At 69.7% G+C, this 24,648-nt stretch carries 19 protein-coding genes; 13 read left to right on the forward strand and 6 right to left on the reverse strand.

Going from position 1 to position 24,648, the window contains the following annotated elements; all coding sequences use genetic code 11:
- Nucleotides 1-75 precede the first annotated feature (75 nt).
- The 5 genes from ACXMYJ_RS17835 (at nucleotide 76) to ACXMYJ_RS17855 (ending at nucleotide 4,718) form a co-directional block, all read left to right on the forward strand.
- Nucleotides 76-882 (forward strand): LLM class F420-dependent oxidoreductase, encoded by an 807-nt coding sequence (locus tag ACXMYJ_RS17835; protein WP_460358096.1) that lies wholly within the window; start codon nucleotides 76-78, stop codon nucleotides 880-882.
- Nucleotides 883-934: 52 nt separating this feature from the next.
- Nucleotides 935-1,597: a GntR family transcriptional regulator gene (locus ACXMYJ_RS17840; protein ID WP_460358099.1), complete on the forward strand. Its 663-nt coding sequence runs from the start codon at nucleotides 935-937 to the stop codon at nucleotides 1,595-1,597.
- Nucleotides 1,598-1,658: 61 nt separating this feature from the next.
- Nucleotides 1,659-3,455 (forward strand): ABC transporter substrate-binding protein/permease, encoded by a 1,797-nt coding sequence (locus tag ACXMYJ_RS17845; RefSeq protein ID WP_460358102.1) that lies wholly within the window; start codon nucleotides 1,659-1,661, stop codon nucleotides 3,453-3,455.
- Entirely contained in the window at nucleotides 3,455-4,195 is a 741-nt protein-coding gene (locus tag ACXMYJ_RS17850) for an amino acid ABC transporter ATP-binding protein (protein ID WP_260756096.1), read from the forward strand. Before ACXMYJ_RS17845 ends, ACXMYJ_RS17850 begins: the two co-directional genes overlap by 1 nt.
- An 82-nt stretch (nucleotides 4,196-4,277) precedes the next feature.
- Nucleotides 4,278-4,718, forward strand: coding sequence for a MarR family winged helix-turn-helix transcriptional regulator (locus ACXMYJ_RS17855; protein WP_460358105.1), 441 nt, complete (start codon nucleotides 4,278-4,280; stop codon nucleotides 4,716-4,718).
- Between the two features lie 4 nt (nucleotides 4,719-4,722).
- Here ACXMYJ_RS17855 and ggh read toward each other — a convergent pair whose 3' ends face one another.
- Nucleotides 4,723-6,063 carry a glucosylglycerate hydrolase gene (gene ggh, locus ACXMYJ_RS17860; protein WP_460358108.1) on the reverse strand — a complete coding sequence of 447 codons (1,341 nt, stop codon included), beginning with the start codon at nucleotides 6,061-6,063 and terminating at the stop codon, nucleotides 4,723-4,725.
- Nucleotides 6,064-6,118: 55 nt separating this feature from the next.
- Between ggh and ACXMYJ_RS17865 the strand changes: the two genes are divergently transcribed.
- Entirely contained in the window at nucleotides 6,119-6,784 is a 666-nt protein-coding gene (locus tag ACXMYJ_RS17865) for an SDR family oxidoreductase (RefSeq protein ID WP_260756099.1), read from the forward strand.
- 11 nt (nucleotides 6,785-6,795) lie between these two features.
- Here the strand turns inward: ACXMYJ_RS17865 and ctaD are convergent, their stop codons facing one another.
- Together ctaD and leuS are read right to left on the reverse strand one after the other, a co-directional pair.
- Nucleotides 6,796-8,541: an aa3-type cytochrome oxidase subunit I gene (ctaD, locus tag ACXMYJ_RS17870; RefSeq protein WP_460358112.1), complete on the reverse strand. Its 1,746-nt coding sequence runs from the start codon at nucleotides 8,539-8,541 to the stop codon at nucleotides 6,796-6,798.
- An 84-nt stretch (nucleotides 8,542-8,625) separates the two neighbouring features.
- Nucleotides 8,626-11,526: a leucine--tRNA ligase gene (gene leuS / locus ACXMYJ_RS17875; RefSeq protein ID WP_460358114.1), complete on the reverse strand. Its 2,901-nt coding sequence runs from the start codon at nucleotides 11,524-11,526 to the stop codon at nucleotides 8,626-8,628.
- A 175-nt stretch (nucleotides 11,527-11,701) separates the two neighbouring features.
- Here leuS and ACXMYJ_RS17880 point away from each other — a divergent pair, with 175 nt between their 5' ends.
- Both ACXMYJ_RS17880 and ACXMYJ_RS17885 read left to right on the forward strand, forming a co-directional pair.
- Entirely contained in the window at nucleotides 11,702-12,652 is a 951-nt protein-coding gene (locus tag ACXMYJ_RS17880) for an LpqN/LpqT family lipoprotein (protein ID WP_260756101.1), read from the forward strand.
- A 74-nt stretch (nucleotides 12,653-12,726) separates the two neighbouring features.
- Nucleotides 12,727-13,098 (forward strand): hypothetical protein, encoded by a 372-nt coding sequence (locus ACXMYJ_RS17885; protein WP_460358117.1) that lies wholly within the window; start codon nucleotides 12,727-12,729, stop codon nucleotides 13,096-13,098.
- 13 nt (nucleotides 13,099-13,111) lie between these two features.
- Here ACXMYJ_RS17885 and ACXMYJ_RS17890 read toward each other — a convergent pair whose 3' ends face one another.
- Complete coding sequence (locus ACXMYJ_RS17890; RefSeq protein WP_260756103.1) at nucleotides 13,112-13,717, reverse strand: YqgE/AlgH family protein; 606 nt, start codon at nucleotides 13,715-13,717, stop codon at nucleotides 13,112-13,114.
- A 120-nt stretch (nucleotides 13,718-13,837) separates the two neighbouring features.
- Between ACXMYJ_RS17890 and ACXMYJ_RS17895 the strand changes: the two genes are divergently transcribed.
- Nucleotides 13,838-15,121 (forward strand): MFS transporter, encoded by a 1,284-nt coding sequence (locus ACXMYJ_RS17895; protein WP_460358120.1) that lies wholly within the window; start codon nucleotides 13,838-13,840, stop codon nucleotides 15,119-15,121.
- A gap of 10 nt (nucleotides 15,122-15,131) precedes the next feature.
- Nucleotides 15,132-15,917: a TIGR03084 family metal-binding protein gene (locus ACXMYJ_RS17900; protein ID WP_260756105.1), complete on the forward strand. Its 786-nt coding sequence runs from the start codon at nucleotides 15,132-15,134 to the stop codon at nucleotides 15,915-15,917.
- Nucleotides 15,918-15,935: 18 nt separating this feature from the next.
- Here the strand turns inward: ACXMYJ_RS17900 and ACXMYJ_RS17905 are convergent, their stop codons facing one another.
- Both ACXMYJ_RS17905 and ACXMYJ_RS17910 read right to left on the reverse strand, forming a co-directional pair.
- Nucleotides 15,936-16,436, reverse strand: a complete 501-nt coding sequence (locus tag ACXMYJ_RS17905; protein ID WP_260756106.1) for a pullulanase — start codon at nucleotides 16,434-16,436, stop codon at nucleotides 15,936-15,938.
- Between the two features lie 6 nt (nucleotides 16,437-16,442).
- A complete protein-coding gene (locus tag ACXMYJ_RS17910; protein ID WP_460358124.1) occupies nucleotides 16,443-17,894 on the reverse strand; it encodes a CCA tRNA nucleotidyltransferase in 1,452 nt (483 codons plus the stop codon).
- Between the two features lie 85 nt (nucleotides 17,895-17,979).
- Here ACXMYJ_RS17910 and ACXMYJ_RS17915 point away from each other — a divergent pair, with 85 nt between their 5' ends.
- Genes ACXMYJ_RS17915 through murJ form a run of 3 tightly spaced genes read left to right on the forward strand, consistent with a single transcriptional unit; the run spans nucleotide 17,980 to nucleotide 24,645 of the window.
- Nucleotides 17,980-18,765 (forward strand): NUDIX hydrolase, encoded by a 786-nt coding sequence (locus ACXMYJ_RS17915; RefSeq protein ID WP_260756108.1) that lies wholly within the window; start codon nucleotides 17,980-17,982, stop codon nucleotides 18,763-18,765.
- Nucleotides 18,762-21,170, forward strand: a complete 2,409-nt coding sequence (locus tag ACXMYJ_RS17920) for a DUF6049 family protein (RefSeq protein WP_460358128.1) — start codon at nucleotides 18,762-18,764, stop codon at nucleotides 21,168-21,170. Before ACXMYJ_RS17915 ends, ACXMYJ_RS17920 begins: the two co-directional genes overlap by 4 nt.
- Nucleotides 21,163-24,645, forward strand: a complete 3,483-nt coding sequence (gene murJ / locus ACXMYJ_RS17925; protein WP_460358131.1) for a murein biosynthesis integral membrane protein MurJ — start codon at nucleotides 21,163-21,165, stop codon at nucleotides 24,643-24,645. The genes ACXMYJ_RS17920 and murJ overlap by 8 nt, the downstream gene beginning before the upstream one ends.
- Nucleotides 24,646-24,648: the final 3 nt, after the last annotated feature.

A 24,648-nucleotide genomic window follows, 5' to 3' on the forward strand; every position in this document is an offset into this window, starting at 1 on the left:
TTTCGGCGCGCCGCGTACCGGGGCCCGCTGGGGCCGTGAGTTTGTGTCCTCTCGTCGCGGGAAACTCGGGAGGCCATGACCTCCCCGAACCGCTCGCTCCGTATCGGCGTGCAACTGCAGCCCCAGCATTCCCGGCGTTACGACCATCTCCGCGACGCGCTGCGCCGCTGCGAGGACATCGGCGTCGACGTCGCCTTCAACTGGGACCACTTCTTCCCGCTCTACGGTGATCCCGACGGCGCGCACTACGAATGCTGGACCATGCTCGGCGCGTGGGCCGAGCAAACCTCGCGTATCGAGATCGGCGCGCTGGTCAGCTGCAACTCCTACCGCAACCCGGAGTTGCTGGCCGACATGGCCCGCACCGTCGACCACATCTCCGACGGCCGGCTCATCCTGGGTATCGGCTCCGGCTGGAAACAAAAGGACTACGACGAATACGGCTACGAGTTCGGCACCGCGGGCAGCCGGCTCGACGACCTCGCAACCGCGATGCCGCGAATCGAAGCCCGGATGGCCACGCTCAACCCCCAGCCCCTCCGGGATATCCCGGTCCTGATCGGAGGCGGCGGGGAGAAAAAGACCCTGCGGTTGGTCGCCCAGCACGCCGACATCTGGCACTCGTTCTCCGACAGCGAGAGCTACCCGCGCAAGGCCGACATCTTGGCGCGCCACTGCGCCGACGTCGGCCGCGACCCGGCGGCCATCGAGCGGTCCGCCGGTGTCGAGGGGCGTGACCACGAGGCGTTGGTGAACAACGCCGAGGCGCTGCGCGCACTGGGCATCACGCTGCTCACGGTCGGGGTGAACGGCCCCGACTACGACCTCGGCCAGGCCGAAGCACTGTGCCGCTGGCGCGACCGGACCGACGCCGGGGCCTGAAGCTGCGGATCCGCCCCAGCGGGGGTGGGCGCCGTGAGACACTGGCGCCGCCATGCCCAAGAAGTACGGGGTGAAGGAAAAGGATCTCGTGGTGTCCCACGTGGTCAACATGGTGCTGACCGGCCGGCTCAGGTCCGGAGATCGCCTGGACCGCAACGAGATTGCCCACGAGCTCGGATTGAGCAGGGTTCCGGTCCAGGAGGCCGTCGTACAGCTCGAACACGACGGGATCCTGTCCACCCGCTACCACCGCGGCGCGTACGTCGAGAGGTTCGACGAGGCCACGCTGCGGGAGCATCACGAGCTCTACGGACTCCTCAGCGGCGCGGCATCCGCGCGCGCGGCGGCCGCCGCCGACCCCACGGTGCTCGCAGAGCTGGAAACCGAACTGGCGCAGATGCGCGACGGCCGGGACGCCCGGCAGTTCGACCTGCACGCCAACAGGTTCCGCACCATGATCACCGACACCTACGCCGGTCCCCGGCTGCAGGCCACGATCGAGTCCTCGCAGACCTTCATCCCACACGCGTTCTGGCAGTCCTACACGCAAGGCCGCGACCGGCTGCTGCCGTCCTACGAGGCCGAGCTGGCCGCGATCCGCGCCGGCGCACCGGACGCCGCGCGGGCCGCATGCGCCGGACGCGCGGAGGTGATGGCCGCGATCCTGCTAGCTGAGCTGGTACGGCGCGGCGTTTTCGGTTGCGGGCTCGTCTAGAGACGGCTCTCGCTGAGCCGAATCCGCCGCCCCGCTCGGGCTGGGCGCTACGTTGCTTGGAATGAACTGCTTGCGGGTACTGCGCACGACCGTGAAGAGTTTCGTCCTGGCGTTGATCATCGGAATGGTCGCAGCGATGGCCATGGCCGCGCCGGCCGGGGCGCAGGTGGACCAGTGCACCCCGCCGGGCATCGAGAGCGCCAGCGCGCTGCCCACCAACCTCGCCGCCGCCGCGAGCGGACCCGCGGCGGACAAGTACACCACCGCGACCGTGCAGCCGCTGGAGTCCGTCGACGTCAACGCGCTCGGCCTCGGGCAGCCGGGCGTCCTGACCGTAGGCACCCTGTCCGACGCACCGCCGAGCATCTGCATCAACTCTGCCGGGCAGTTCACCGGCTTCGACAACGAGCTGCTGCGAGCCATCGCCGGCAAGCTCGGCCTGCAGATCAACTTCGTGGGCACGGAGTTCTCCGGGCTGCTGGCGCAGGTGGCCTCCCGCCGGTTCGACGTCGGATCGTCGTCGATCACCACCACCGAGGCCCGTCGCCGCACCGTCGGTTTCACCAACGGCTACGACTTCGGCTACTTCTCCCTCGTCGTCCCGAGGGGTTCGGCCATCACCGGGTTCGACCAGTTGGCGGCCGGACAACGCATCGGCGTCGTGCAGGGCACCGTGCAGGAGGCCTACGTCATCGACACGCTGGGCCTGCAGCCGGTGAAGTTCCCCGACTACAACACCGTCTATGCGAGCCTCAAGACCGGGCAGATCGACGCGTGGGTGGCGCCGTCGCAGCAGGCGCAGGGCACGGTCCAAGCCGCCGATCCGGTGGAGATCATCGAAAACACCTTCAGCCTGGACAATTTCATCGCCTGGGCGGTGGCGTCTGACAACCAGCCGCTGATCGACGCGTTGAACTCGGGCCTGGACGCGATCATCGCCGACGGCACCTGGGCGCGGCTCTACACCGAGTGGGTGCCGCGCGCACTGCCGCCGGGCTGGAAACCGGGATCCAAGGCCGCACCGATACCGCAGCTGCCCGACTTCAACACCATCGCCGCGGAGCGCCAGAACGCGCAGGGCCCGGCGGCCCCGGTGCAACCGAAATCGACGCTGTCCCAGCTGGCGGCGTCGTTTCTGGATTGGGATCTGTACAAGCAGGCCATCCCGGACCTGTTCAAGACGGGTCTGCCCAACACCCTGATCCTGACCGTCGCGGCGAGCGTCATCGGGCTGATCCTCGGCATGGCGCTGGCCATCGCGGGCATCTCGAAATCACGATGGCTGCGCTGGCCCGCGCGGGTCTACACCGACATCTTCCGGGGCCTGCCCGAGGTCGTGATCATCCTGCTGATCGGGCTCGGCCTCGGCCCCGTCGTCGGTCATTTGACCGGGAACAATCCGTTCCCACTCGGTATCGCCGCCCTCGGGCTGATGGCGGCCGCCTACGTCGGTGAGATCTTCCGGTCCGGTATCCAGAGCGTGGATCCCGGGCAGCTGGAGGCCTCCCGCGCACTGGGTTTCAGCTACGCGACCTCGATGCGGCTGGTGGTGGTGCCCCAGGGTGTGCGGCGGGTACTGCCGGCGCTGATGAACCAGTTCATCTCGCTGCTGAAGGCGTCCTCGCTGGTCTACTTTCTCGGTCTGGTCGCCCACCAGCGTGAGCTCTTCCAGGTGGGCCGTGACCTCAACGCCCAGACCGGCAACCTGTCACCCCTGGTGGCCGCGGGGTTGTTCTACCTTGCGCTGACGATCCCACTGACCCATCTGGTGAACTACATCGACACCCGATTGCGCCGTGGCCGCAAGCGTGACGAAGAGGACCCGCTGGTGCTCGCCACCTCCCAGGAGATGAACTGATGCAGACCGAGACGCAGCCGGTCTCGTTGACCGCCAAGGACATTCACCTGTCATTCGGTAAAACCGCGGTGTTGCGCGGCGTCGACCTGGACGTGGCCGCGGGATCCAGCACCGCGGTGATCGGACCGTCCGGATCGGGCAAGTCCACGTTGCTGCGCACCCTGAACCGGCTCTACGAACCGGACCGGGGCGACATCCTGCTCGACGGGCGGTCGGTGCTGCGGGACAACCCGGATCAGCTGCGGCAGCGCATCGGCATGGTGTTCCAGCAGTTCCAGCTCTTCCCGCACCGCACGGTGCTCGACAACGTCACCCTGGCCCCGCGCAAGCTCAAGCGGCTCAGCGCCGAACAGGCCCGCGAACTCGGGCTGGCGCAACTGGATCGGGTAGGGCTGCGCAGCAAGGCCGACGCCCGTCCCGCCACGCTGTCGGGCGGGCAGCAGCAACGTGTGGCCATCGCCCGTGCCCTCGCGATGTCGCCTGAGGTGATGTTCTTCGACGAGGCCACCTCGGCCCTGGATCCGGAGCTGGTCAAAGGGGTGCTGGAACTGATCGCCGACCTCGCGGCCGACGGGATGACGATGGTGGTGGTCACCCACGAGATGGGCTTCGCGCGGTCGACCGCCGACACCGTCGTGTTCATGGACCACGGTCAGGTCGTCGAAACCGGGCCTCCTGAGCAGCTGTTCGAAAGCGCCGAGACCGACCGGCTGCGACGGTTCCTGTCCCAGGTCCTCTAAGCGATCCGGCTACATCGACACGTTCGTCAAATCCCGCGACACCTCAACCTGTCGGACCCGTAGCGGTTAGACTGCCTGAATTATGGTGCCGACCGACGCCCGCGTCAGCGAGCTCGCCAGCGAATTGCAGCGAGTGCTGTCCAAGGTGCTGTCGGTCATGCGTCACACCGGCCGCACCGCGACCTCCGGGGACCTGACCCTGGCCCAGTTGTCGATCCTGCTCACGCTGTTCGATCAGGGCCCGATGCGGATGACCGAGCTCGCCGCCCACGAGAAGGTCCGCACGCCGACCACCACGGTGGCGATCCGCCGGCTGGAGAAGCTCGGGCTGGTCAAGCGGGACCGCGATCCGTCCGACCTGCGGGCCGTGCTCGTCGACATCACCCCCGAGGGCCTCGAGCAGCACCGGGAAGCGTTGGAGTCCAGGCGCGCTCACCTCGCGGCGCTGCTGAGCAAGCTCAGCGATGAGGAGCTCGACGCGCTGTCCAAGGCGCTGGCACCCCTCGAGCGCATCGCCGAATAACGGTTCAGCCCAGCCAATCCAGGACCGCCGCGGCGGTCCACGACTGCTGCATGCTGCCCAGCGGCTCGCCGGTGAACGGTTCGTAGTACTCGGCGAAGGTCCCGTCACTGGCCTGGCGCAGCCCTTCCCGCCGCAGCGTCGCCGCCCGTTCCGCCCAGCCGCGGCGCGCGAAACACCACGAGAACAGCCACGTCATCACCGGCCAGACCGGGCCTCGCCAGTACTCGCGCGGGCGGAAGTCCCGCGACACCGGTGAGGTCGACGGGATCAGCGCGTACGCCAGGTCGGGATGGCCACAGAACCGCGGCCCCTCGAGCAGCCTCAGTAGCGCCCGTTCCCGCTCGTGCGGCAGGCCGCCACACAGCAGCGGAGCGAACTGCGCCACCGTCTCGGTCGCGATCCACTTGTCCGCGCGGACATCGTAATCCTTTGCCGCACCGGTCCTTTGGTCGGTAGTGGCGACCACTCCGGACCGGAAACGCTCGGCCCACGCATACAGGTCCTTGACGTCGGCGTTGGGCCGCTTGTGGTCCTCCCCGATCTCGGCCAGCACCTGGCACGCCACTGCCAGAATCGCGGAGACGAAGACGTCCTCGACGGCGAAACTCACGGTCTTGGACAGCAACTGGTCGTCGTAGCGGGCAGCCTTCATCTCCTCGAGCAGCCACAGGTAGCGGTCGTACTCCATGTCCGACGGCCGCTGGGTGGCGTCGGTGTTGATCTTGTTGTCCTCGCGCTGGTACTCCGGCACTTCCCCCGCAATCACGTTGGCGTACGGGCCATCCCAGCGCGGCGAGTTGTCCATCCCGGATTCCCAGCCGTGGTAGAGGGTCACCCGGCCGCGCTCATTCTGGTCGCGGCACTCCGCCAGCCAACGGTGCCAGCGCACCAGGTTGTTCCACCGCCGGTCCAGGAACGCCTGCGCGACCGCCCGCGTCGAGCGCCCCCGGTTGCGCGCGTGGTCGAGGATGCGCTGCACCGCGATCGCGTGCACCGGCGGCTGGGTGATGCCCGAGGTGTGCCGGTTGCGCGGTGCGTCGGCCGCCAGCGCCGAGCAGGCCCAGCGGGCCGGGCCGGGGAAGTACCCGTCGACGCCGTTGGCGAACACGATGTGCGGGATCATGCCGTTGCGCCACTGGGCGGACAGCAGCGTGTCCAGCTCCACCACCGCGCGCTCCACCGACAGCGGCGCCAACCCGATCGCCACGAACGCCGCGTCCCAGCTCCACATGTGCGGGTACAGCAGCGGAGCGGCGGTGGTCATCACGCCGAGGTCGTTGCCGCGCAGCAAGTAGGCCGCGCGGGCGGCCAGTTGGGTGGAGGTGAAGCTCGGATCGTGCGGCATCGCCCCCCATGATGCGACGACTTCGCCCGGTCCGCAGGTCGGTAGGGTCGTCGGTGTGCCGACCGCCATGATCACCGGGGCCTCCGGCGGCCTCGGAGCCGCCCTCGCCGACGCGCTGGCGCCCACGCACACCTTGTTCCTCGCGGGGCGGCCGTCGTCCCGGCTCGACGCCGTCGCCGAACGACTCGGCGCCACCACCTGGCCCGTCGACCTCGCCGATCCCGACTCGATGGCCGCGGTCGTCGAACCGATCGTCGAGCTCGACGTGCTGATCCACAACGCCGGGGTGTCCTACCCCGGCCGGGTCGGCGAATCCCACATCGACGAATGGCGCGCCACCATGACCGTCAACGTCATCGGCACGGTGGCGCTGACGCTGGAACTGCTGCCCGCGCTGCGCGCCGCCGGCGGGCATGTGGTGTTCATCAACTCCGGTGCGGGCATCAAGGCCTCGCCCGGACTTGCCTCGTACACGGCCAGCAAGTTCGCGCTGCGCGGCTTCGCCGAGTCGTTGCGCGCCGACGAGCCGGCACTGCGCGTGACGTCGGTGCATCCCGGTCGGATCGCGACCCCGATGCAGGAGGACCTGGTCGCCTACGAGGGCCGCCCTTACGAACCGGACCAGTTCCTGCGCCCGCAGACGGTCGCGAAGGTGACCGCCGACGCGATCAACGCCCCGCCCGACGCGCACATCCACGAGGTCATCGTCCGGCCCCGCTGACGCCGGAATCGCTAGCGGTCGGGCTCGGTGCGCGGGCCGAAACCCTCCCCGGATTCCAACGCCGTGGCGTGCGGGCCCACGTGGGCCTCGGAGCGCATCCGCTGCACCATGTGCGGGTAGTGCAGTTCGAACGCGGGACGCTCGGACCGGATCCGGGGCAGCTCGGTGAAGTTGTGCCGCGGCGGCGGGCTGCTGGTGGCCCACTCCAGCGAGTTGCCGTAGCCCCACGGATCGTCGACGACGACCGGCTCACCGTAGCGCCAGCTTTTGAACACGTTCCACAGGAACGGCAGCATCGACAGGCCGAGGATGCACGCGCCGATGGTCGACACCACGTTGAGCGGGGTGAACCCGTCGCTGGGCAGGTAGTCGGCGTAGCGGCGCGGCATGCCGTCGTCACCGAGCCAGTGCTGCACCAGGAACGTGGTGTGGAAACCGATGAACGTCAGCCAGAAGTGCAGCTTTCCCAGCCGTTCGTCGAGCAGCCGGCCGGTCATCTTCGGGAACCAGAAGTAGATCCCGGCGTACGTGGCGAACACGATGGTGCCGAAGAGCACGTAATGGAAATGGGCCACCACGAAATAGCTGTCGGTGACGTGGAAGTCCAGCGGCGGGCTGGCCAGCAGCACGCCGGTCAGGCCGCCGAGCAGGAACGTCGCCAGGAAACCGATCGAGAACAGCATGGGTGTCTCGAACGTCAACTGGCCCTTCCACATCGTGCCGAGCCAGTTGAAGAACTTGATACCGGTCGGCACCGCGATCAGATAGGTGCTGAACGCGAAGAACGGCAGCAGCACGGCGCCGGTGGCGAACATGTGGTGGGCCCACACGACCACCGACAACGCGCCGATACCGAGGGTGGCGTAGATCAGCGTGGTGTAGCCGAAGATCGGTTTACGACTGAACACCGGGAAGATCTCGCTGACGATGCCGAAGAACGGCAGCGCGACGATGTACACCTCGGGGTGGCCGAAGAACCAGAACAGGTGCTGCCACAGGATCGCCCCGCCGTTGGCCGGGTCGTAGACGTGGGCGCCGAGATGGCGGTCGGCCGCGAGCCCGAACAGCGCCGCGGTCAGGATCGGGAACGCCAGCAGCACCAGCAGCGAGGTGACCAGGATGTTCCAGGTGAAGATCGGCATCCGGAACATCGTCATGCCCGGCGCGCGCATGCACACCACGGTGGTGACCATGTTGACCCCGCCCAGGATGGTGCCGAGGCCGCTGAGCGCCAGGCCCATGATCCACAGGTCTCCGCCCGGGCCGGGCGAGTGGATCGCGTCGGACAGCGGCGCGTACGCCGTCCAGCCGAAGTCCGCCGCGCCGCCGGGCACCAGGAACCCGCTCATCGCGATCAGCGCACCGAACAGGAACAGCCAGAACGAGAACGCGTTGAGCCGCGGGAACGCCACGTCGGGGGCGCCGATCTGCAGCGGCAGCACCAGGTTCGCGAAGCCGAACACGATCGGCGTCGCATAGAACAGCAGCATCACCGTGCCGTGCATGGTGAACAGCTGGTTGTACTGCTCGTTGGACAGGAACTGCAGACCCGGCGACGCCAGCTCGGTCCGCATGAACAGCGCCATCAGCCCACCCACCAGGAAGAAGGTGAAGCACGCGACGCAGTACATGATGCCGATCAGCTTGTGATCGGTGGTGGTGATCAGCTTGTAGACCAGGTTGCCCTTGGGTCCCAGTCGGGCCGGGAACGGCCGCCGCGGCGTGATATTGACGAGGTTCGGGGCTTCGACGGCCATGGCTTCTCCTCCGGCATCCGGCAGCGGCCAGATACCCAAGGATGCGCGCTCTACTCCCGATTCCGCACCTGTTTTGAGCGCTTCTCAGGCGACGACGTTGACCAGCCGGCCGGCGACGACGATGACTTTCTTCGGGGTCTTTCCGTCCAGAAAGGCAATCACCTTCTCGTCGGCCAGCGCGGCGGCCTCCACCGCGTCCGCGGGCGCGTCGGCGGCGACGGTGACACGGCCGCGCACCTTGCCGTTGACCTGCACCGGGTACTCGACGGTGTCCTCGACGAGATAGCGCTCGTCGGCCACCGGGAACGGGCCGTGCGCCAGCGAGGTCTCGTGTCCCAACCGGCTCCACACTTCCTCGGCCAGGTGCGGCGCCAGCGGGGCCACCATCAGCACCAGCGGCTCCAGCGCCGCCCGCGCCGTCACCGACTGCTTGGTCAGATGGTTGGTGTACTCGATCAGCTTGGCCGCGGCGGTGTTGTTGCGCAGTGCCGCATAGTCATCGGCCACCCCGGCGATGGTGCGGTGCAGCAACCGCAGGGTCTCGTCGTCCAGCCCGGCGTCCGACACCCGGGTGGCTCCACTTTCCTCGTCGACGACCAACCGCCACACGCGTTGCAGGAAGCGGTGCGCGCCGACGACGTCTTTGGTCGCCCACGGCCGTGATGCCTCCAGCGGGCCCATCGACATCTCGTACACCCGCAACGTGTCGGCGCCGTAGTTGTCGCAGATCTCGTCCGGCGACACCGAGTTCTTCAGGCTCTTGCCGATCTTGCCGAACTCCTGGTTCACCTCGATTTCTCTCGGGGTGCCGCCGCTGGTGTCGAGCCAGTAGAACCTGCCGTCGCGCTCGGTGACCTCGGCGGCCGGCACGTAGGCTCCCCGCGAGTCGGTGTAGGCGAACGCCTGGATGTAGCCCTGGTTGACGAGCCGACGGTAGGGCTCACGGGAGCTGACGTGCCCCAAGTCGTAGAGCACCTTGTGCCAGAACCGCGAATACAGCAGGTGCAGCACGGCGTGCTCGACCCCGCCGACGTACAGGTCGACGCCACCCGGATCGTCCGGACCGTGCTCGGCCGGCCTAGGCCCCATCCAGTACGCCTCGTTCTCCTTGGCGCACATGGCTTCTGCGTTGTGCGGGTCGGTGTAGCGCAGCTCGTACCAGGAGCTGCCCGCCCATTGCGGCATCACGTTGGTGTCGCGGGTGTACTTCTTGAGCCCGTCGCCGAGGTCGAGTTCGACGTTGACCCAGTCCGTCGCCTTGGCCAGCGGCGGGGACGGCTCACTGCCGGCGTCCTGCGGGTCGAACAGCACCGGCGAGTAGTCCGGCACGTCGGGCAGTTCGACGGGCAGCATGTGCTCGGGCAGCCCGTGCGCCCGCCCGTCCTCGTCGTAGACGATCGGGAACGGCTCGCCCCAGTACCGTTGCCGGGCGAAAAGCCAGTCTCTCAGCTTGTATTCGACGCGCGCCCGTCCCCGCCCGTGCGCGGTCAGCCGCTCGGTCATCGCCTGCTTGGCGGCGGCCACGTCAAGACCGTCGAGGAAGCCGGAGTTCACCATCACCCCGTCGCCGGTGTAGGCCTCCTTCGAGACGTCGCCTCCGGAGACCACTTCCACAATCGGCAGCCCGAACTCGGTCGCGAAGTCCCAGTCACGCTGATCGCCGCTGGGCACCGCCATGATCGCACCGGTGCCGTACCCGGCCAGCACATAGTCGGCAATGAACACCGGAACTTGTTGTCCGTTGGCGGGATTCGTCGCGTAGGCGCCAACGAACACGCCGGTCTTGGTCTTGTTCTCCTGCCGCTCCAGATCGGATTTCGCCGCGATCGACGCCCGGTAGGCCGCGACCGCCTCACGCGGGGTGGCCGCGCCGAACGTCCAACGCTCATCGACGCCGGCGGGCCACTCGTCGGCGACCAGCAGGTCCACCAGATCGTGTTCGGGGGCCAGCACCATGTATGTCGCACCGAACAGCGTGTCCGGACGGGTGGTGAACACCTCGATGTCACCGGCGTCAGTGCCGAAGAGCACGGAAGCGCCGGTCGAGCGGCCGATCCAGTTGCGCTGCATGGTCTTGACCTTGTCCGGCCAGTCCAGCACGTCGAGGTCTTCCAGCAGCCGGTCGGAGTACGCGGTGATGCGCATCATCCACTGCCGCAACCGTTTCCGGAACACCGGGAAGTTGCCGCGCTCGCTGCGCCCGTCGGCGGTGACCTCCTCGTTGGCCAGCACCGTGCCCAGGCCCGGACACCAGTTGACGACCGAGTCGGTGAGGTACACCAGGCGGTGGGCGTCCACCACGTCGGCTCGGTCGGCGGCATCGAGTTCCGCCCAGGCGCGCCCGTCGCCGACCTGCCGGGTGCCGTTTTCGAACTCGGCGATCAACTCCGCGATGGGGCGGGCCTTGCCGGCCTCTGGATCGAACCACGCGTTGAAGATCTGCAGGAAGATCCACTGGGTCCACTTGTAGTACTCCACATCGGTGGTGGAGAAGCTGCGCCGCGAGTCATGGCCCAGACCCAGCCGCCCGAGCTGGCGGCGGAAGTTGACGATGTTGGCCTCGGTACGCGTGCGCGGATGCGTGCCGGTCTGGATCGCGTACTGCTCGGCGGGCAAGCCGAAAGCGTCAAAACCTAACGCGTGCAACACGTTACGGCCGGTCATCCGGAAGTACCTGGCGTACACGTCGGTGGCGATGTAGCCGAGCGGGTGCCCGACGTGCAGGCCTTCACCCGACGGGTACGGGAACATGTCCTGAACGAACATCTTGTCGGCGGGCACCTCACCGCCGTCGGCCGGCGCCAGGGATCCGACCGGGTTCGCGACGTTGAACGTGCCGTTCTTCGACCACCGCTGCTGCCAGGCCTGTTCGATCTCCCCGGCGAGCTCCGCGGTATAGCGGTGCACCGGGGTGTCAGTGTCACCGGACGAGCGCTCGCGCGAGGACTCTGTTGCAGCGGGCTGTCCAGTCGGCGTTTCAGTCACCCCACCAGGGTATAAGCACCCGCTTCGCCGATTTCCCGGCCACGGGCAGGTCTCGGTTCCGTTGCGGATGTATCAGAGGTTGATCCCAGGTCGATTCCAGCCCTGGTGGGGCTTGATCGGCCATGGATACATTGCTCGCCTGACAACCCTCAAGCGTTGGGAAGGATTGCACTCGATGAGCGAAATCGCCCGTCACTGGCGGGTTCTGGCAGGTGGCCTCGGTGCCTGCGCCGTCGGCATCGCCGGGGTGCTGAGCATCACAGCCACGACGGCGTCGGCCCAGCCGATGCTGCCGCAGCCCCCGCTGCCCGCGCCTGCCACAGTGACGCAGACCGTCACGGTTACGCCCAACGCCGCACCCCAGCCCCTCCCGACCCCGGGTGTGACGCCGGCCACCGGCGGCGCGGCCGCTGTGCCCGCCGGCATCAGCGCGCCGTCGGCCCCCGCGGTGCCGCCGCGTCCGGTCTCGACGATCGCCCCGGCCACCTCGGGCACGCTGAGCGAGTTCTTCGCCGCCAAGGGCGTCACGATGGAGCCCCAGTCCAGCCAGGGCTTCCAGGCGCTCAACATCGTGCTGCCCAAGCCGCGGGGCTGGGAACACATCCCGGACCCGAACGTTCCGGACGCGTTCGCCGTGCTCGCCGACCGGATCGGCGGCAACGGCCTGTACTCCTCGAACGCCCAGGTGGTGGTGTACAAGCTGGTCGGCGCGTTCGACCCCAAGGAGGCCATCAGCCACGGCTTCATCGACAGCCAGAAGCTGCCCGCCTGGCGCACCACCGACGCGTCGCTCGCCGATTTCGGCGGTATGCCGTCCTCGCTGATCGAAGGCACCTACCGCGAGAACAACATGACGCTGAACACATCCCGCCGCCATGTCATCGCCGCCGCGGGCCCCGACCACTACCTGGTGTCGCTGTCGGTCACCACGAGCGTCGACCAGGTGGTCGCCGCTGCGGACGCCACCGAGGCCATCGTCAACGGCTTCAAGGTCAGCGTGCCGGGCTCGGCCCCGGCCGCACCGCCTGCCGGCGCACCTGCGGCCCCGCTGCCCGCGGCGCCGCCCCCGGCTCCCGCCGTTCCTGCCGTGGCGCCCGCGCCACAGTTGCTGGGACTGCAGGGATAGACGGCGTCGTCCCCCGGGCGAAGCCTGGCGCCCGGGGGACGACGGCCCATCGCCGGCACCGTATTCTGAAGCCCATGTTCGTCGCTGCCGTGTTGAGTCTGTGCGCGGCCGTGGGGACCGCGGCGCTGGGCGCATGGTCGCTGACGCGTCGCCCGTCCACCGATTACGTCCAGCAGGTGCTGCGCGCCGTGGCGCCCACCCAGTTGGCCGCCGCCGTGATGCTGGGCGCCGGCGCCGTGGTGGCCCTGACGGCGACCGCCCCGCTGTCGGTGGTGATCCTGGTGGTCTGTGTGGCCGGCGCGATCGGCACCGTCGCGGCAGGGTGCTGGCAGGCCGCGACCGCCGTCGCGCGGCGCAACGCGCAGCAGGCCGCGGTGGCCGGGGGTGGCTGCGGCAGCGGCGGTGGCAGCGGATGCGGGACGTGCACGCTGGCCTGCGACCGCTAGAGCACCCGAGAGGCTAGTTGCGCGACAGGTCGATCGGGTGGGTCGCCAGCAGTGAGAGCGGCAGCGGCTGCCGGCGCAGGATGCGGGCCCACAGATCCACCTTCGGCTCGGACAGAACATCAGAGGGCAACGCCGACAACACAATCCAGTCGTCGCGCTCGATCTCGCCCTCAAGCTGGCCGATGGTCCAGCCCGAGTAACCGGCGAAGATCCGCACCCCCTCGACCATCGGTGCGATCGAGTCGGGATCCGCGTCGAGGTCGACCATCGCCACCCGGCCCTGCACATGCCGCAGTCCGGGCGCCGCACTCGGGTCGACGCCCACCCGCACCGTCGCCAGGCACAGTGCGGCGTCCCGCTTGACCGGGCCTCCGATGAACATCGTCTTGGGTTTGGTCGCGAGCTTGGCCCACTGCGGCAGCACGTTGTAAACCGCGGTCTCGCTGGCCCGGTTCAGGACCACGCCCAGGGTGCCGCCGTCGTTGTGCTCGACCACGTAGATCACGCTGCGCCGGAAGGTGGGCTCCAGCAGATCGGTGTTGGCCAACAGCAGTGTGCCCGCGCGAACCCGGTGTGCCGCAGGTGCGACGAAGTCCTCCGGATCCTCGGGTTGCGCCATTCGACCATCATGTCACCACGGCCGCGTGATGGTGGCAGACCAGCGCACCGCATCTCGATATTTGTACTGTGGTCGGGTTGCCCTCAGATTCCGCTTCAGCCCGCCAACAGGACGTGATCCGTGCCCGACGACCGTGCCGCCCGGACGTTGTGGCGTACGGTGCGGACCCTGCCCGAGTTCCGCAGACTGCTCGAGCTGCGCGCGGTCAGCCAGTTCGGTGACGGCCTGTTCCAGGCCGGGATCGCGGGGGCGATTCTGTTCAACCCTGAGCGTGAGGCCGAGCCGTGGGCGATCGCGGCCGCGTTCGCGGTGCTGTTCCTGCCGTACTCGCTGCTCGGCCCGTTTGCCGGCGCACTGCTCGACCGCTGGGACCGCCGGCTGGTGCTCATCGGCGCCAACCTGGGCCGGCTGGTGGTGGTACTCGGCGTCGGGACGCTACTGGCCGCCGGCCGCTCCGACATCCCGATCCTGTTGAGCGCGTTGCTGGCCAACGGTTTCACCCGCTTCGTGTCCTCAGGGCTGAGCGCGGCGCTGCCGCACGTGGTGCCCCGCGAGCAGGTGATCGCGATGAACTCCGTGGCGACCGCGACTTCGTCGGTGGCCGCATTCGCGGGCGCGATTTTCATGCTGTTGCCGCGCTGGTGGTTCGGAGCCGGCGATGTGGGCGCGTCGATCATCATCTTTCTGGTCGCCGTGCCGGTCGGGGTGGCGCTGTGGCTGTCGATGCGGTTCCCGCCCCGGCTGCTGGGGCCCGACGACAGCGTGCGCGCGGTGCACGGCTCGGTGCTCTACGCGGTGGCCACCGGCTGGCTGCACGGCGCCCGCACCGTCGCGGCCGTCCCGTCGGTCGCGGCGACGCTGTCGGGGCTGGCCGCGCACCGCATGGTGTTCGGCATCAACACGCTGCTGGTGCTCGTGATGGTGCGCCACACGGACGCGACCACGGTGGCCGGCTTCGGCACCACGGTTCTGTTCGTCACGGCCGGGGGCGCCGGGCAGTTCCTCGCCACGATCCTCACGCCGGCGCTGGTGCGCAAGTGGGGACGCTACGCCACCCCGAACGGCGCGCTGGCCTTCGCCGCGGCCGTTCAGCTGGTCGGCGCCACGCTGCATCTGCCGGTGATGATCGTGTGCGGCTTTCTGCTGGGTGCGGCGGGCCAGGTGGTCAAGCTGTGCGCGGACACCGCGATGCAGATCGACGTCGACGACGCGCTGCGCGGTCACCTGTTCGCGGTGCAGGACTCGTTGTTCTGGGTGGCGTTCATCCTCGCGATCACGGGGGCGGCGTTCGTGATCCCGCCCGGCGGGCGTTCGGTAGGACTGGCTCTGGCCGGGGTGGCCCTCTATCTGGTGGGGCTGGCCCTGCACGCGATCACCGGTCGGCGCGGGCGGCTGCCCGGCTAGGGTGAGCCGCATGGCCGGAGCAGCCCCGATGGTCAGCGACCTGCGCGACGAGAGCGATGAGCTCGACGTGCTGGTGGCGTCACTGCCGCCGCAGCAGTGGTCGCTGGCCACGCCCGCTGCGGGCTGGACGATCGCCCATCAGATCGCGCACCTGCTGTGGACCGACCGGGTGGCTCTGTTGTCGGTGACCGATGAGCCCGGCTTCGCGTCCGTCCTCACCGAGGCGTCGAAGAATCCGGCCGGCTTCGTCGACGCTGGTGCCGAAGAGCTCGCGGCGACCCCGCCGGCCGAGCTGCTCGTCGACTGGCGTGCGACCCGTACCGCACTGCACGATGCGCTGCTGACGGTGCCCGACGGCCGCAAGCTGCCGTGGTTCGGACCGCCGATGAGCGCGGCGTCGATGGCCACCGCACGGCTCATGGAGACCTGGGCGCACGGCCTGGACGTCGCCGACGCGCTCGGCGTGACACGCCCCCCGACGGCGCGGCTGCGGTCGATCGCCCACATCGGGGTGCGGACCCGGGATTTCGCGTACACCGTGCACGGTCTGACCCCGCCGCCGGAACCGTTCCACGTGAAACTATCCGCACCGCCCGGAGCCGACGAGCCCGAGTGGACGTGGGGACCCGAGGACGCCGCCCAACAGGTGACGGGCTCGGCGGAGCATTTCTGCATGCTCGTCACCCAGCGGCGGCCCCGGTCGGCGCTCGACATCGTCGCGGTCGGACCGGACGCGCAGAAGTGGCTGACGATCGCGCAGGCCTTCGCCGGACCGCCGGGAGCCGGTCGGGGCTGACGCCATGCGCGGTGCGGGTCACAGGTACTCGGCGGAGTCGGCGCCGCCGTCGCCGTCCGCATCGGTGAGCCGCACGTCCCATCTGCCGTCACCGTCGGTGTCCACCCACGCGTGCCGGGCGCCGATTGCCCGGTCGGCCACCCCGTCGCCGTCGGCGTCGGCCAGCCGCTCCGGCGTGCTGTCACCGTCGAGATCCACCGTCGTCGCGGTCGCGGGATGTTCGGCGCCGTCCAGGCCGAACCACCGCAGCGCCGCACCGCCGCGGTCGGCGGCCACCGTCCACGTGCCCATGCCGTCGTCGGTGAAGTAGGCCTCCGGAACACCGTCGCCGTCCAGATCGAGCACGGCGTGATCGGCGGTGCCGTCCCCGTCGAGGTCGGCCAACACGTCGTCGGTCAGACCGTCGTGGTCGAGGTCGAGTGCGACCGAATCGAGCAGACCGTCACCGTCGAGATCGCCGTCGGGGTCGACCGTCCACATGGCGGCCGAGCCGTCGGCGTCACCCAGGCAGTACTCCATACCTGATCAGACGCCGGTGCCGCCCTTCTCGTTCCACCACTTCAGTAGTTCGGCGACGGCCTCGTCGTGGTCGAGCGGACCGCGATCCAGTCTGAGCTCCTTGAGGTGGTTCCATGCCTGCCCCACCTCCGGGCCCGGCGGGATGCCGAGGATCTGCATGATCTCGTTGCCGTCGATGTCCGGACGCACCCGCGCCAGGTCCTCCTTGGCGGCCAGCTCGGCGATCCGCTGCTCCAGGTCGTCGTAGTTGGCCTGCAGCCGCGCCGCGCGGCGCTTGTTGCGGGTGGTGCAGTCGGCGCGCACCAGCTTGTGCAGCCGGCTCAGCAACGGTCCGGCGTCGGTGACGTAGCGGCGCACCGCCGAATCGGTCCAACGCCCGTCGCCGTATCCGTGGAACCGCAGATGCAGATACACCAGCTGGGATACGTCGGCGATCATCTGCTTGGAGTACTTCAGCGCCCGCATCCGCTTGCGGGTCATCTTGGCGCCGACCACCTCGTGGTGGTGGAAGCTGACGCCGCCGTCGGGTTCGTGCCTGCGAGTCGCCGGCTTGCCGATGTCGTGCAGTAGCGCCGCCCAGCGCAGCACCAGGTCCGGACCGTCGGGCCCTTCCAAGTCGATCGCCTGCTTCAGCACGGTCAGCGAATGCTGGTAGACGTCCTTGTGCTGATGATGCTCGTCGATCGCCATCCGCATCGCGCCGACCTCGGGCAGCACCACCTCGCCGAGACCGGTCTGCACCATCAGGTCCACGCCGGCGACCGGGTCGGCGCCGAGCAGCAGCTTGTCGAGTTCGGCCGCCACGCGTTCGGCGGTGATGCGCCCCAGCGCAGGAGCCATCTCCTCGAGGGCCTGCCGCACCCTGGGCGCCACCTCGAAGCCGAGCTGCGACACGAACCGGGCCGCGCGCAGCATGCGTAACGGGTCGTCGCCGAACGACACCTCCGGTTCGGTGGGGGTGTCGAGCACCGCGCGGCGCAACGCGGCCAGCCCGTCGAGCGGATCCAGGAACTCGGCCGGACCGTCGGGGGTGATGCGGACCGCCATCGCGTTGACGGTGAAGTCGCGGCGCACCAGGTCGTCGGCGAGGTTGTCGCCGTAGCGCACCTCGGGATGGCGGGTCACCTGGTCATACGTGTCGGCCCGGAACGTGGTGATCTCGAGCCGGTCGCCGCGCTTGCCGACGCCGAGGGTGCCGAAGTCGATACCGGTGTCCCACAGCGCGTCACCCCAGCCGCGCAGGAAGGGCAGCATCTGGTCGGGCCGGGCGTCGGTGGTGAAGTCCAGATCGGAGCCGAGCCGGCCGAGCAGCGCGTCCCGCACGCTGCCCCCGACCAGATAGAGCTCGTGGCCGTGCTCGGCGAACAGCCGGCCCACCTCACGCAGCACCGCGGCGTGGGCGTTCAGCGCAACCTGCGCTGCCGCCAGCAGTTCAGCATCTGAGGTGGGGTCGGGCACGTCCGCTGAGCCTACTGGTCACGGCGATGTCACCGACCGGCGAGTGCGGCGAGAACCGCCGTTCATGCCAGCTACTATCGCTTGGGTGTCGGACGGCGAGCAGGCCAAACCACGACGGCGCCGCGGGCGCCGCCGGGGCCGACGCGCGGCAGGTCCTCCCGAAGCCGCATCCGAACAGAACCCCAATCGCCGCCTGCAGGGCTCCCCGGCCGCCGGGGCCGCCCAGCCCGGGCAGTCCCCCAAACCGCAGAAGACCAAGGTCCGACGCCCTCCGGAACGTCTGCGCACCGTGCATGAGACCTCGGCGGGGGGCCTGGTCATCGACGGCATCGACGGCCCCAAGGACCGGCAGGTGGCCGCGCTGATCGGCCGGACCGACCGGCGCGGCCGGATGTTGTGGTCTCTGCCCAAGGGCCACATCGAGATGGGCGAGACGGCCGAGCAGACCGCGATCCGCGAGGTCGCCGAGGAGACCGGCATCCAGGGCAGCGTGCTGGCCGCCCTCGGCAGCATCGACTACTGGTTCGTCACCGAGGGCCGCCGCGTACACAAAACCGTGCACCACTATCTGATGCGGTTCTCCGGCGGCGAGCTCTCCGACGAGGACGTCGAGGTCACCGAGGTGGCCTGGGTGCCGGTCAAGGACCTGCCGTCCCGGCTGGCCTACGCCGACGAGCGCCGGCTGGCCGAGGTCGCCGACGAACTGATCGACACACTGCACAACCACGGGCCGGGCGCGCTGCCGCCGCTGCCGCGCACCACGCCGCGCCGCCGCGGACAGACGCACTCCCACACCCGACGACAACGACCTGACCCCACCGCTCAACCCCAGCCCGGCCGGCGGACGAACGGCTGCGGTCAAGGGCCGTGACTCTGCGACGCCTGCTCGTCGCGCTCGTCGCGCTGCTCCTGGCCGTCGCGCCGGGCGCGGTCCTTCCCGTCGCGGCCGCCCAGCCCGCCTCGGCGCAGTTCCTGCGGGTGCAGATCGACTCCGTCTCCCCCGACGTCGTGACCACCACCAGTGACCCGATGGTGACCGTCACCGGCACCATCAGCAACATCGGGGACCGCGCCGTACGCGATGTTGTGGTCCGGCTGGAACGGGCGCCGGCGGCCGCGGCGTCCAGCACGCTGCGCACCGACCTGGCCGGAAACGTCGATCAGTACCAGCCGGTGGCCGACTTCGTCACCGCCGCACCGGAATTGACACGCGGTGATGAGGTCCCGTTCCGGCTCAGCTATCCGCTGCGCGCCACCGGGCAGCCGTCGCTGCGGGTCGAGCGCCCGGGCGTGTACCCGCTCATGGTCAACGTCAACGGCACCCCCGACTACGGGGCTCCGGCCCGGCTGGACGACTCGCGCTTCCTGTTGCCGGTGCTGGGCGTGCCGCCGGAGAGCGGTGGGGACTCCGCGGGTGACGCGGTGGACTCCGCGGTGCCGCCCGACACCACCCGGCCCGTCGGCCTCACCATGTTCTGGCCGTTGGCGGACCGGCCCCGGTTGGCGGCCGGAGCGCCCGGGGGCACCACCCCGGTGCGGCTGATCGACGACGAGCTCGCGGTGTCGCTGGCCCCCGGCGGACGCCTGGACACGCTGCTCGGCTCCATCGATTTCGCGACCAACCCCGAGGTCGATCCCGGCGGCAACGTCACGCGCGCCGTGTGCCTGGCCGTCGACCCCGACCTGCTGGTCACCGTCAACGCGATGACCGCCGGCTACGTCGTCAACGACGGCGCCGACGCCGGGCCGGGCACCCCCACCCACCCGGGCACCGGGCAACAGGCCGCGGTGGACTGGCTCAACCGGCTCAAAGCGCTCGCACAGCGGATGTGCATCACCTCGACCGTCTACGCGCAGGCCGACCTCGACGCGCTGCAGCGGGTCGCGGACCCCGGCCTGGCGTCGATCGCCACCACGGGCGCCGCCGCGATCGTCGACCAGATCCTCGGCGTCGTCTCGGCGCGCGGGGTCAGTCTCGTGGGTGACGGGGCGCTGACCGGCCCGGCGATCCAGCTGCTGTCGGAGAGGGGCCCGACCGTCGCGGTCGCGGCCGCCGACCTGATCGGTCCCGGCGAGACGAGCAGCACCGCCGAGACCGCGGCCACCGAACCCGTGCGCTACACCCCCAACGTGGTGGCCGCCCCGTTCGACCCCGCGGTGGGCGCCGCGCTCGCCGCGATGGGCCCGGCCCCGGAATCCCCGTCGTACCTGGATCCGTCGCTGGACGTGGCCGTCAAGCAGGACTCGGAGGTCGCTCGTCGCCAGGACGCGCTCGGAGCCATGCTGTGGCGCGTTCTGCGCCCTGACGTCACCCCCCGCGCCGAGGTGGTGATGCCGCCGCTGATGTGGAACGTGTCCCCCGCCGACGCGGAGGCCGTGCTGTCGACGGTGGCCACCGGCATCCGCGCCGGGCTGGCGGTGCCGCGCCCGCTGCCCGCGCTGGTCAACGACGCGAATGCGGCCGCCCGGGACGCGACGCCGCCGGCGGGCCCGCTGGGGAATCCGCGGGGACGATTCGACGACGGCGTGGTATCGGGGATCTCGGCCGCGACCGGACGGCTGTGGGGATTCACCGCGGCGCTGAGTACCGACGAACGCACCGGGCTGACCGGCAACCAGTACACCGCGCCGCTGCGGGAGGATCTGCTGCGCGCGCTGAGCCTGTCGGTGCCGCCCGACGCACGCAGCGGGTTGGCCCAGCAGCGGCTGACCCGCGTCGGGCGCACGGTCGAGGATCTGTTCAAGGCGGTCACGATCGTCAATCCGGGCGGGTCGTACACGCTCGCCACCGAACGCAGCCCGATACCGCTGGCGCTGCGCAACAACCTGCCGGTGCCCATCCGGGTCCGGCTGGACATCGACGCCCCACCCGGCATGACGGTGACCGACCTGGGCGAGATCGTGCTGCCGCCGGGATTTCTGCCGCTGAAGGTGCCGATCGAGGTGCACTTCACCCAGCGGGTCGCCGTCGACGTCGCGTTGCGCACCGCCGACGGCCTGCCGCTGGGCGAACCGGTCCGGCTGTCGGTGCACTCCAATGCGTACGGCAAGGTGCTGTTCATCATCACGATGACCGGTGGCGCGGTGCTGGTATTACTCGTCGGACGGCGGCTGTGGCACCGGTTCCGCGGTCAACCCGACCGGGCCGACCTGGAGGCCGACCCCACCCGACCCGACCCGGTGGACGTGGCGCTGGCCTACGGCGACGAGGAACCCGCCGACGTGCGCACCGGCAGGCGCCGGGCCCGGACCTCGTCCGGCGGTGGCGATGCGTGACGCGCGGCCGCACCGCCCGCCCCCGCCGAGCCGTCCCGCCGACCGTCCGGAGCTGTCCGATGCGGCCGTGGTGTCGCGATCGTGGGGCATGGCGCTGGCCACGTTGGTCAGCCGGCTCACCGGGTTCGCGCGCATCGTGCTGCTCGCCGCGATCCTGGGCGCCGCGCTGTCGAGCGCGTTCACCGTCGCCAACCAGTTGCCCAACCTGATCGCGGCGCTGGTGCTGGAGGCGACGTTCACCGCGATCTTCGTTCCGGTGCTGGCCCGCGCCGAACGCGATGACCCCGACGGCGGAACCGCATTCGTCCGACGGCTCCTCACGCTCGCGACGACACTGCTGTTGGTCGTCACGATCGTCTCCACGCTGGCGGCGCCGCTGCTGGTCGATCTGATGCTGGGCTCGGATCCGCTGGTGAACCGTCCCCTGACGACGGCGTTCGCATTCCTGCTGCTGCCCCAGATCATCTTCTACGGCCTGTCCTCGGTGTTCATGGCGATCCTGAACACCCGCAACATCTTCGGACCGCCGGCCTGGGCGCCGGTGGTCAACAACGTCGTTGCGATCGTCACGCTCGGCCTGTATGTGCTTGTCCCCGGCGAACTCTCGATCGACCCGGTCCAGATGGGCAACGCCAAGCTGCTGGTGCTCGGGATCGGCACCACCCTCGGTGTGGTCGCGCAGGCCGCCGTGCTGTTCGTGGCGCTGCGCCGGGAGCGGATCAGCCTGCGGCCGCTGTGGGGCATCGACGACCGGCTCAAGAAGTTCGGGATGATGGCGCTGGCGATGGTGCTGTATGTGCTCATCAGCCAGATCGGGTTGATCGTCGGCAACCAGGTGGCCAGCGGCGCCGCCGCGTCCGGACCGGCCATCTACAACTACACGTGGCTTGTGCTGCAGCTTCCGTTCGGCATCATCGGCGTCACGGTGCTGACCGTCGTGATGCCGCGACTGTCCCGCAACGCGGCCGCCGACGACGGCTCGGCCGTGCTCGCCGACCTGTCTCTGGCGACCCGGCTGACGATGCTCACGCTGATCCCGATCGTGGCGATGATGACCGTCGGCGGGCCCGCCATCGGCAGTGCGCTGTTCGCCTACGGCAACTTCGGCGCCGTCGACGCCGGCTACCTCGGCATGGCGATCACGCTCTCGGCGTTCACGTTGATCCCGTATGCGCTGGTGCTCCTGCAGCTGCGGGTCTTCTACGCCCGACAGGAACCGTGGACACCGATCGCCCTCATCCTCGTCATCACCGTCGTCAAGATCGCCGCATCGCTGGCCGCGCCGCACCTGACCGACGATCCCGAGCTCGTCGCCGGCTACCTTGGCCTGGCCAACGGGCTGGGGTTTCTGGCCGGCGCGACCGTCGGGCACGTGCTGCTGCGCGCGCGTCTCGATCCGCCGGGTGGGCGACTGATCAACACCGAGGTCATCCGCACCATCCTGGTCACCATCACCGCCTCCCTGGCGGCGGGCCTGATCGCCCACATCGCGGACCGGCTGCTCGGTCTGGAGGACCTGACCGCGCACTGGGGTGCGGCCGGCTCGCTGCTGCGGCTGCTGGGCCTCGGCATGGTGATGGTGCCGATCATCGTCGGGGTGATGCTCGCCGCCCGCGTCCCGGAGGCCCAGGCCGCGCTCGCAGTGGTGCGCCGCCGGTTCGGACTGGGCGGAACGGGTAAGCCCACCGTGACCGCCGAGGCGCTCACGTACCCTGATCCCAGAAATCAATCCCCGTTACGCCGGCGTCAGCTTCCCAGGTCGGCCGCGCGGGGAACAGTGGCCGAGGCAGCCGACGACGGGAGGCGGAAAGGATTCGCGGTGAGCGACAAACCCACCGGCGGTTCCCCGACGGAGCACGATTCCCTGCCCGACTCCATGCACGACTCTTTGGCCACCACACGGATCAACCGGCCCTCCGCTGACGACTTCCAGCCCGACGTGCCGGAGTCGGTCGGCAGCGCCGCCGAGACCGTCGTCGAGCCGTCCCCCGGCGACGACGTCCACCTCATCCCCGGCGCAACGGTCGTCGACGGCCGCTACCGGCTGCTGGTGTTCCACGGTGGCCCGGCCACCCTGCAGTTCTGGCAGGCTCTGGACACCGCGCTGGACCGGCAGGTCGCGCTCACCTTCGTCGACCCCGACGGCACCCTGCCCCCACGGCAGGTGCAGGAGATCCTGGACCGCACCCAGCGGCTGAGCCGCATCGACATGCCCGGCGTCGCGCGCGTGCTGGACGTCGTCCACAACGGCGCCGGCGCTCTGGTGGTCTCGGAGTGGATCCGCGGCGGCTCACTGGCCGAGGTCGCCGACACCAATCCCTCCCCGATCGGCGGCGCCCGCGCCGTCCAGTCGCTGGCCGCCGCGGCTGAGGTTGCCCACCGCAACGGCGTGGCGCTGTCCATCGACCACCCCAGCCGGATCCGGGTCAGCATCGACGGCGACGTGGCACTCGCGTTTCCCGGGACCCTGCCCGACGCCTCCCCGGACGACGACATCCGCGGTATCGGCGCGTCGCTGTACGCGCTGCTGGTCGCCCGGTGGCCGTTGCCCGAGACCGGAGAGCCCAGCGGTCTGCAACCGGCCGACCTCGACGCCGCGGGCCATCCGGTCGAGCCCAAGACCGTCGACCGCGACATCCCGTTCCAGATCTCGGCGGCCGCCGCGCGGGCGGTCGAGAAGGACGGCGGTATCCGCAGCGCGCCCACGCTGCTGAACCTGCTCCAGCAGGCCACCGCGATCGCCGACCGCACCGACCACATCGCCCCGGTCGACGAGCCCACGCCCGAGGCCGGCGCCGGCGACTACGCCGCCGAACTCGACCCCGAGGCCGCGGCCCGGCGCCGCAAGGGCTTGATCGTGGGGCTCTCCATCGCCGGTGCCATCGCCGTCGTCGCGGTGATCCTGCTCGGCACCGCCCTCAGCCGCATCTTCGGTGACGTCGGCAGCGGACTCGGCGGTGACGAACTCGGGCTCAACGCACCGTCGGCGTCCAGCGATGACTCCTCCCCACCGACCCAGACCGTTTCGGTGGTCAAACCCACTGCGGTGACGGTGTTCTCGCCTGAAGGTGAGGCCGACGCCCCCGATCTGGCCGACCTGGCGATCGACGGGAACCCGGCGACGGTGTGGCCGATCGACACCTACTCCGACGCGGTGCCGTTCCCGAACTTCAAGAACGGTGTCGGGCTGATGCTGCAGCTTCCGGAGCCGACGAAGCTCGGCTCGGTCACCGTGAACCTGAACAGCACCGGAACCTCCGTACAGATCCGGTCATCGTCGACGCCCACGCCGTCGTCGCTGGAGGCCACCACGGCGCTGACCGATCCGACCCCGCTCAAGCCGGGCTCGAACACCATCGAGATCTCCGACGCCGAGCCGACCTCCAACGTGCTGGTCTGGGTGTCGACCCTCGGGCAGGTCAACGGACAGAGCCGCTCAGACATCGCCGAGATCACGCTCAACGCCGCATCCTGACCT

This window comes from Mycobacterium sp. ZZG, assembly GCF_054786995.1.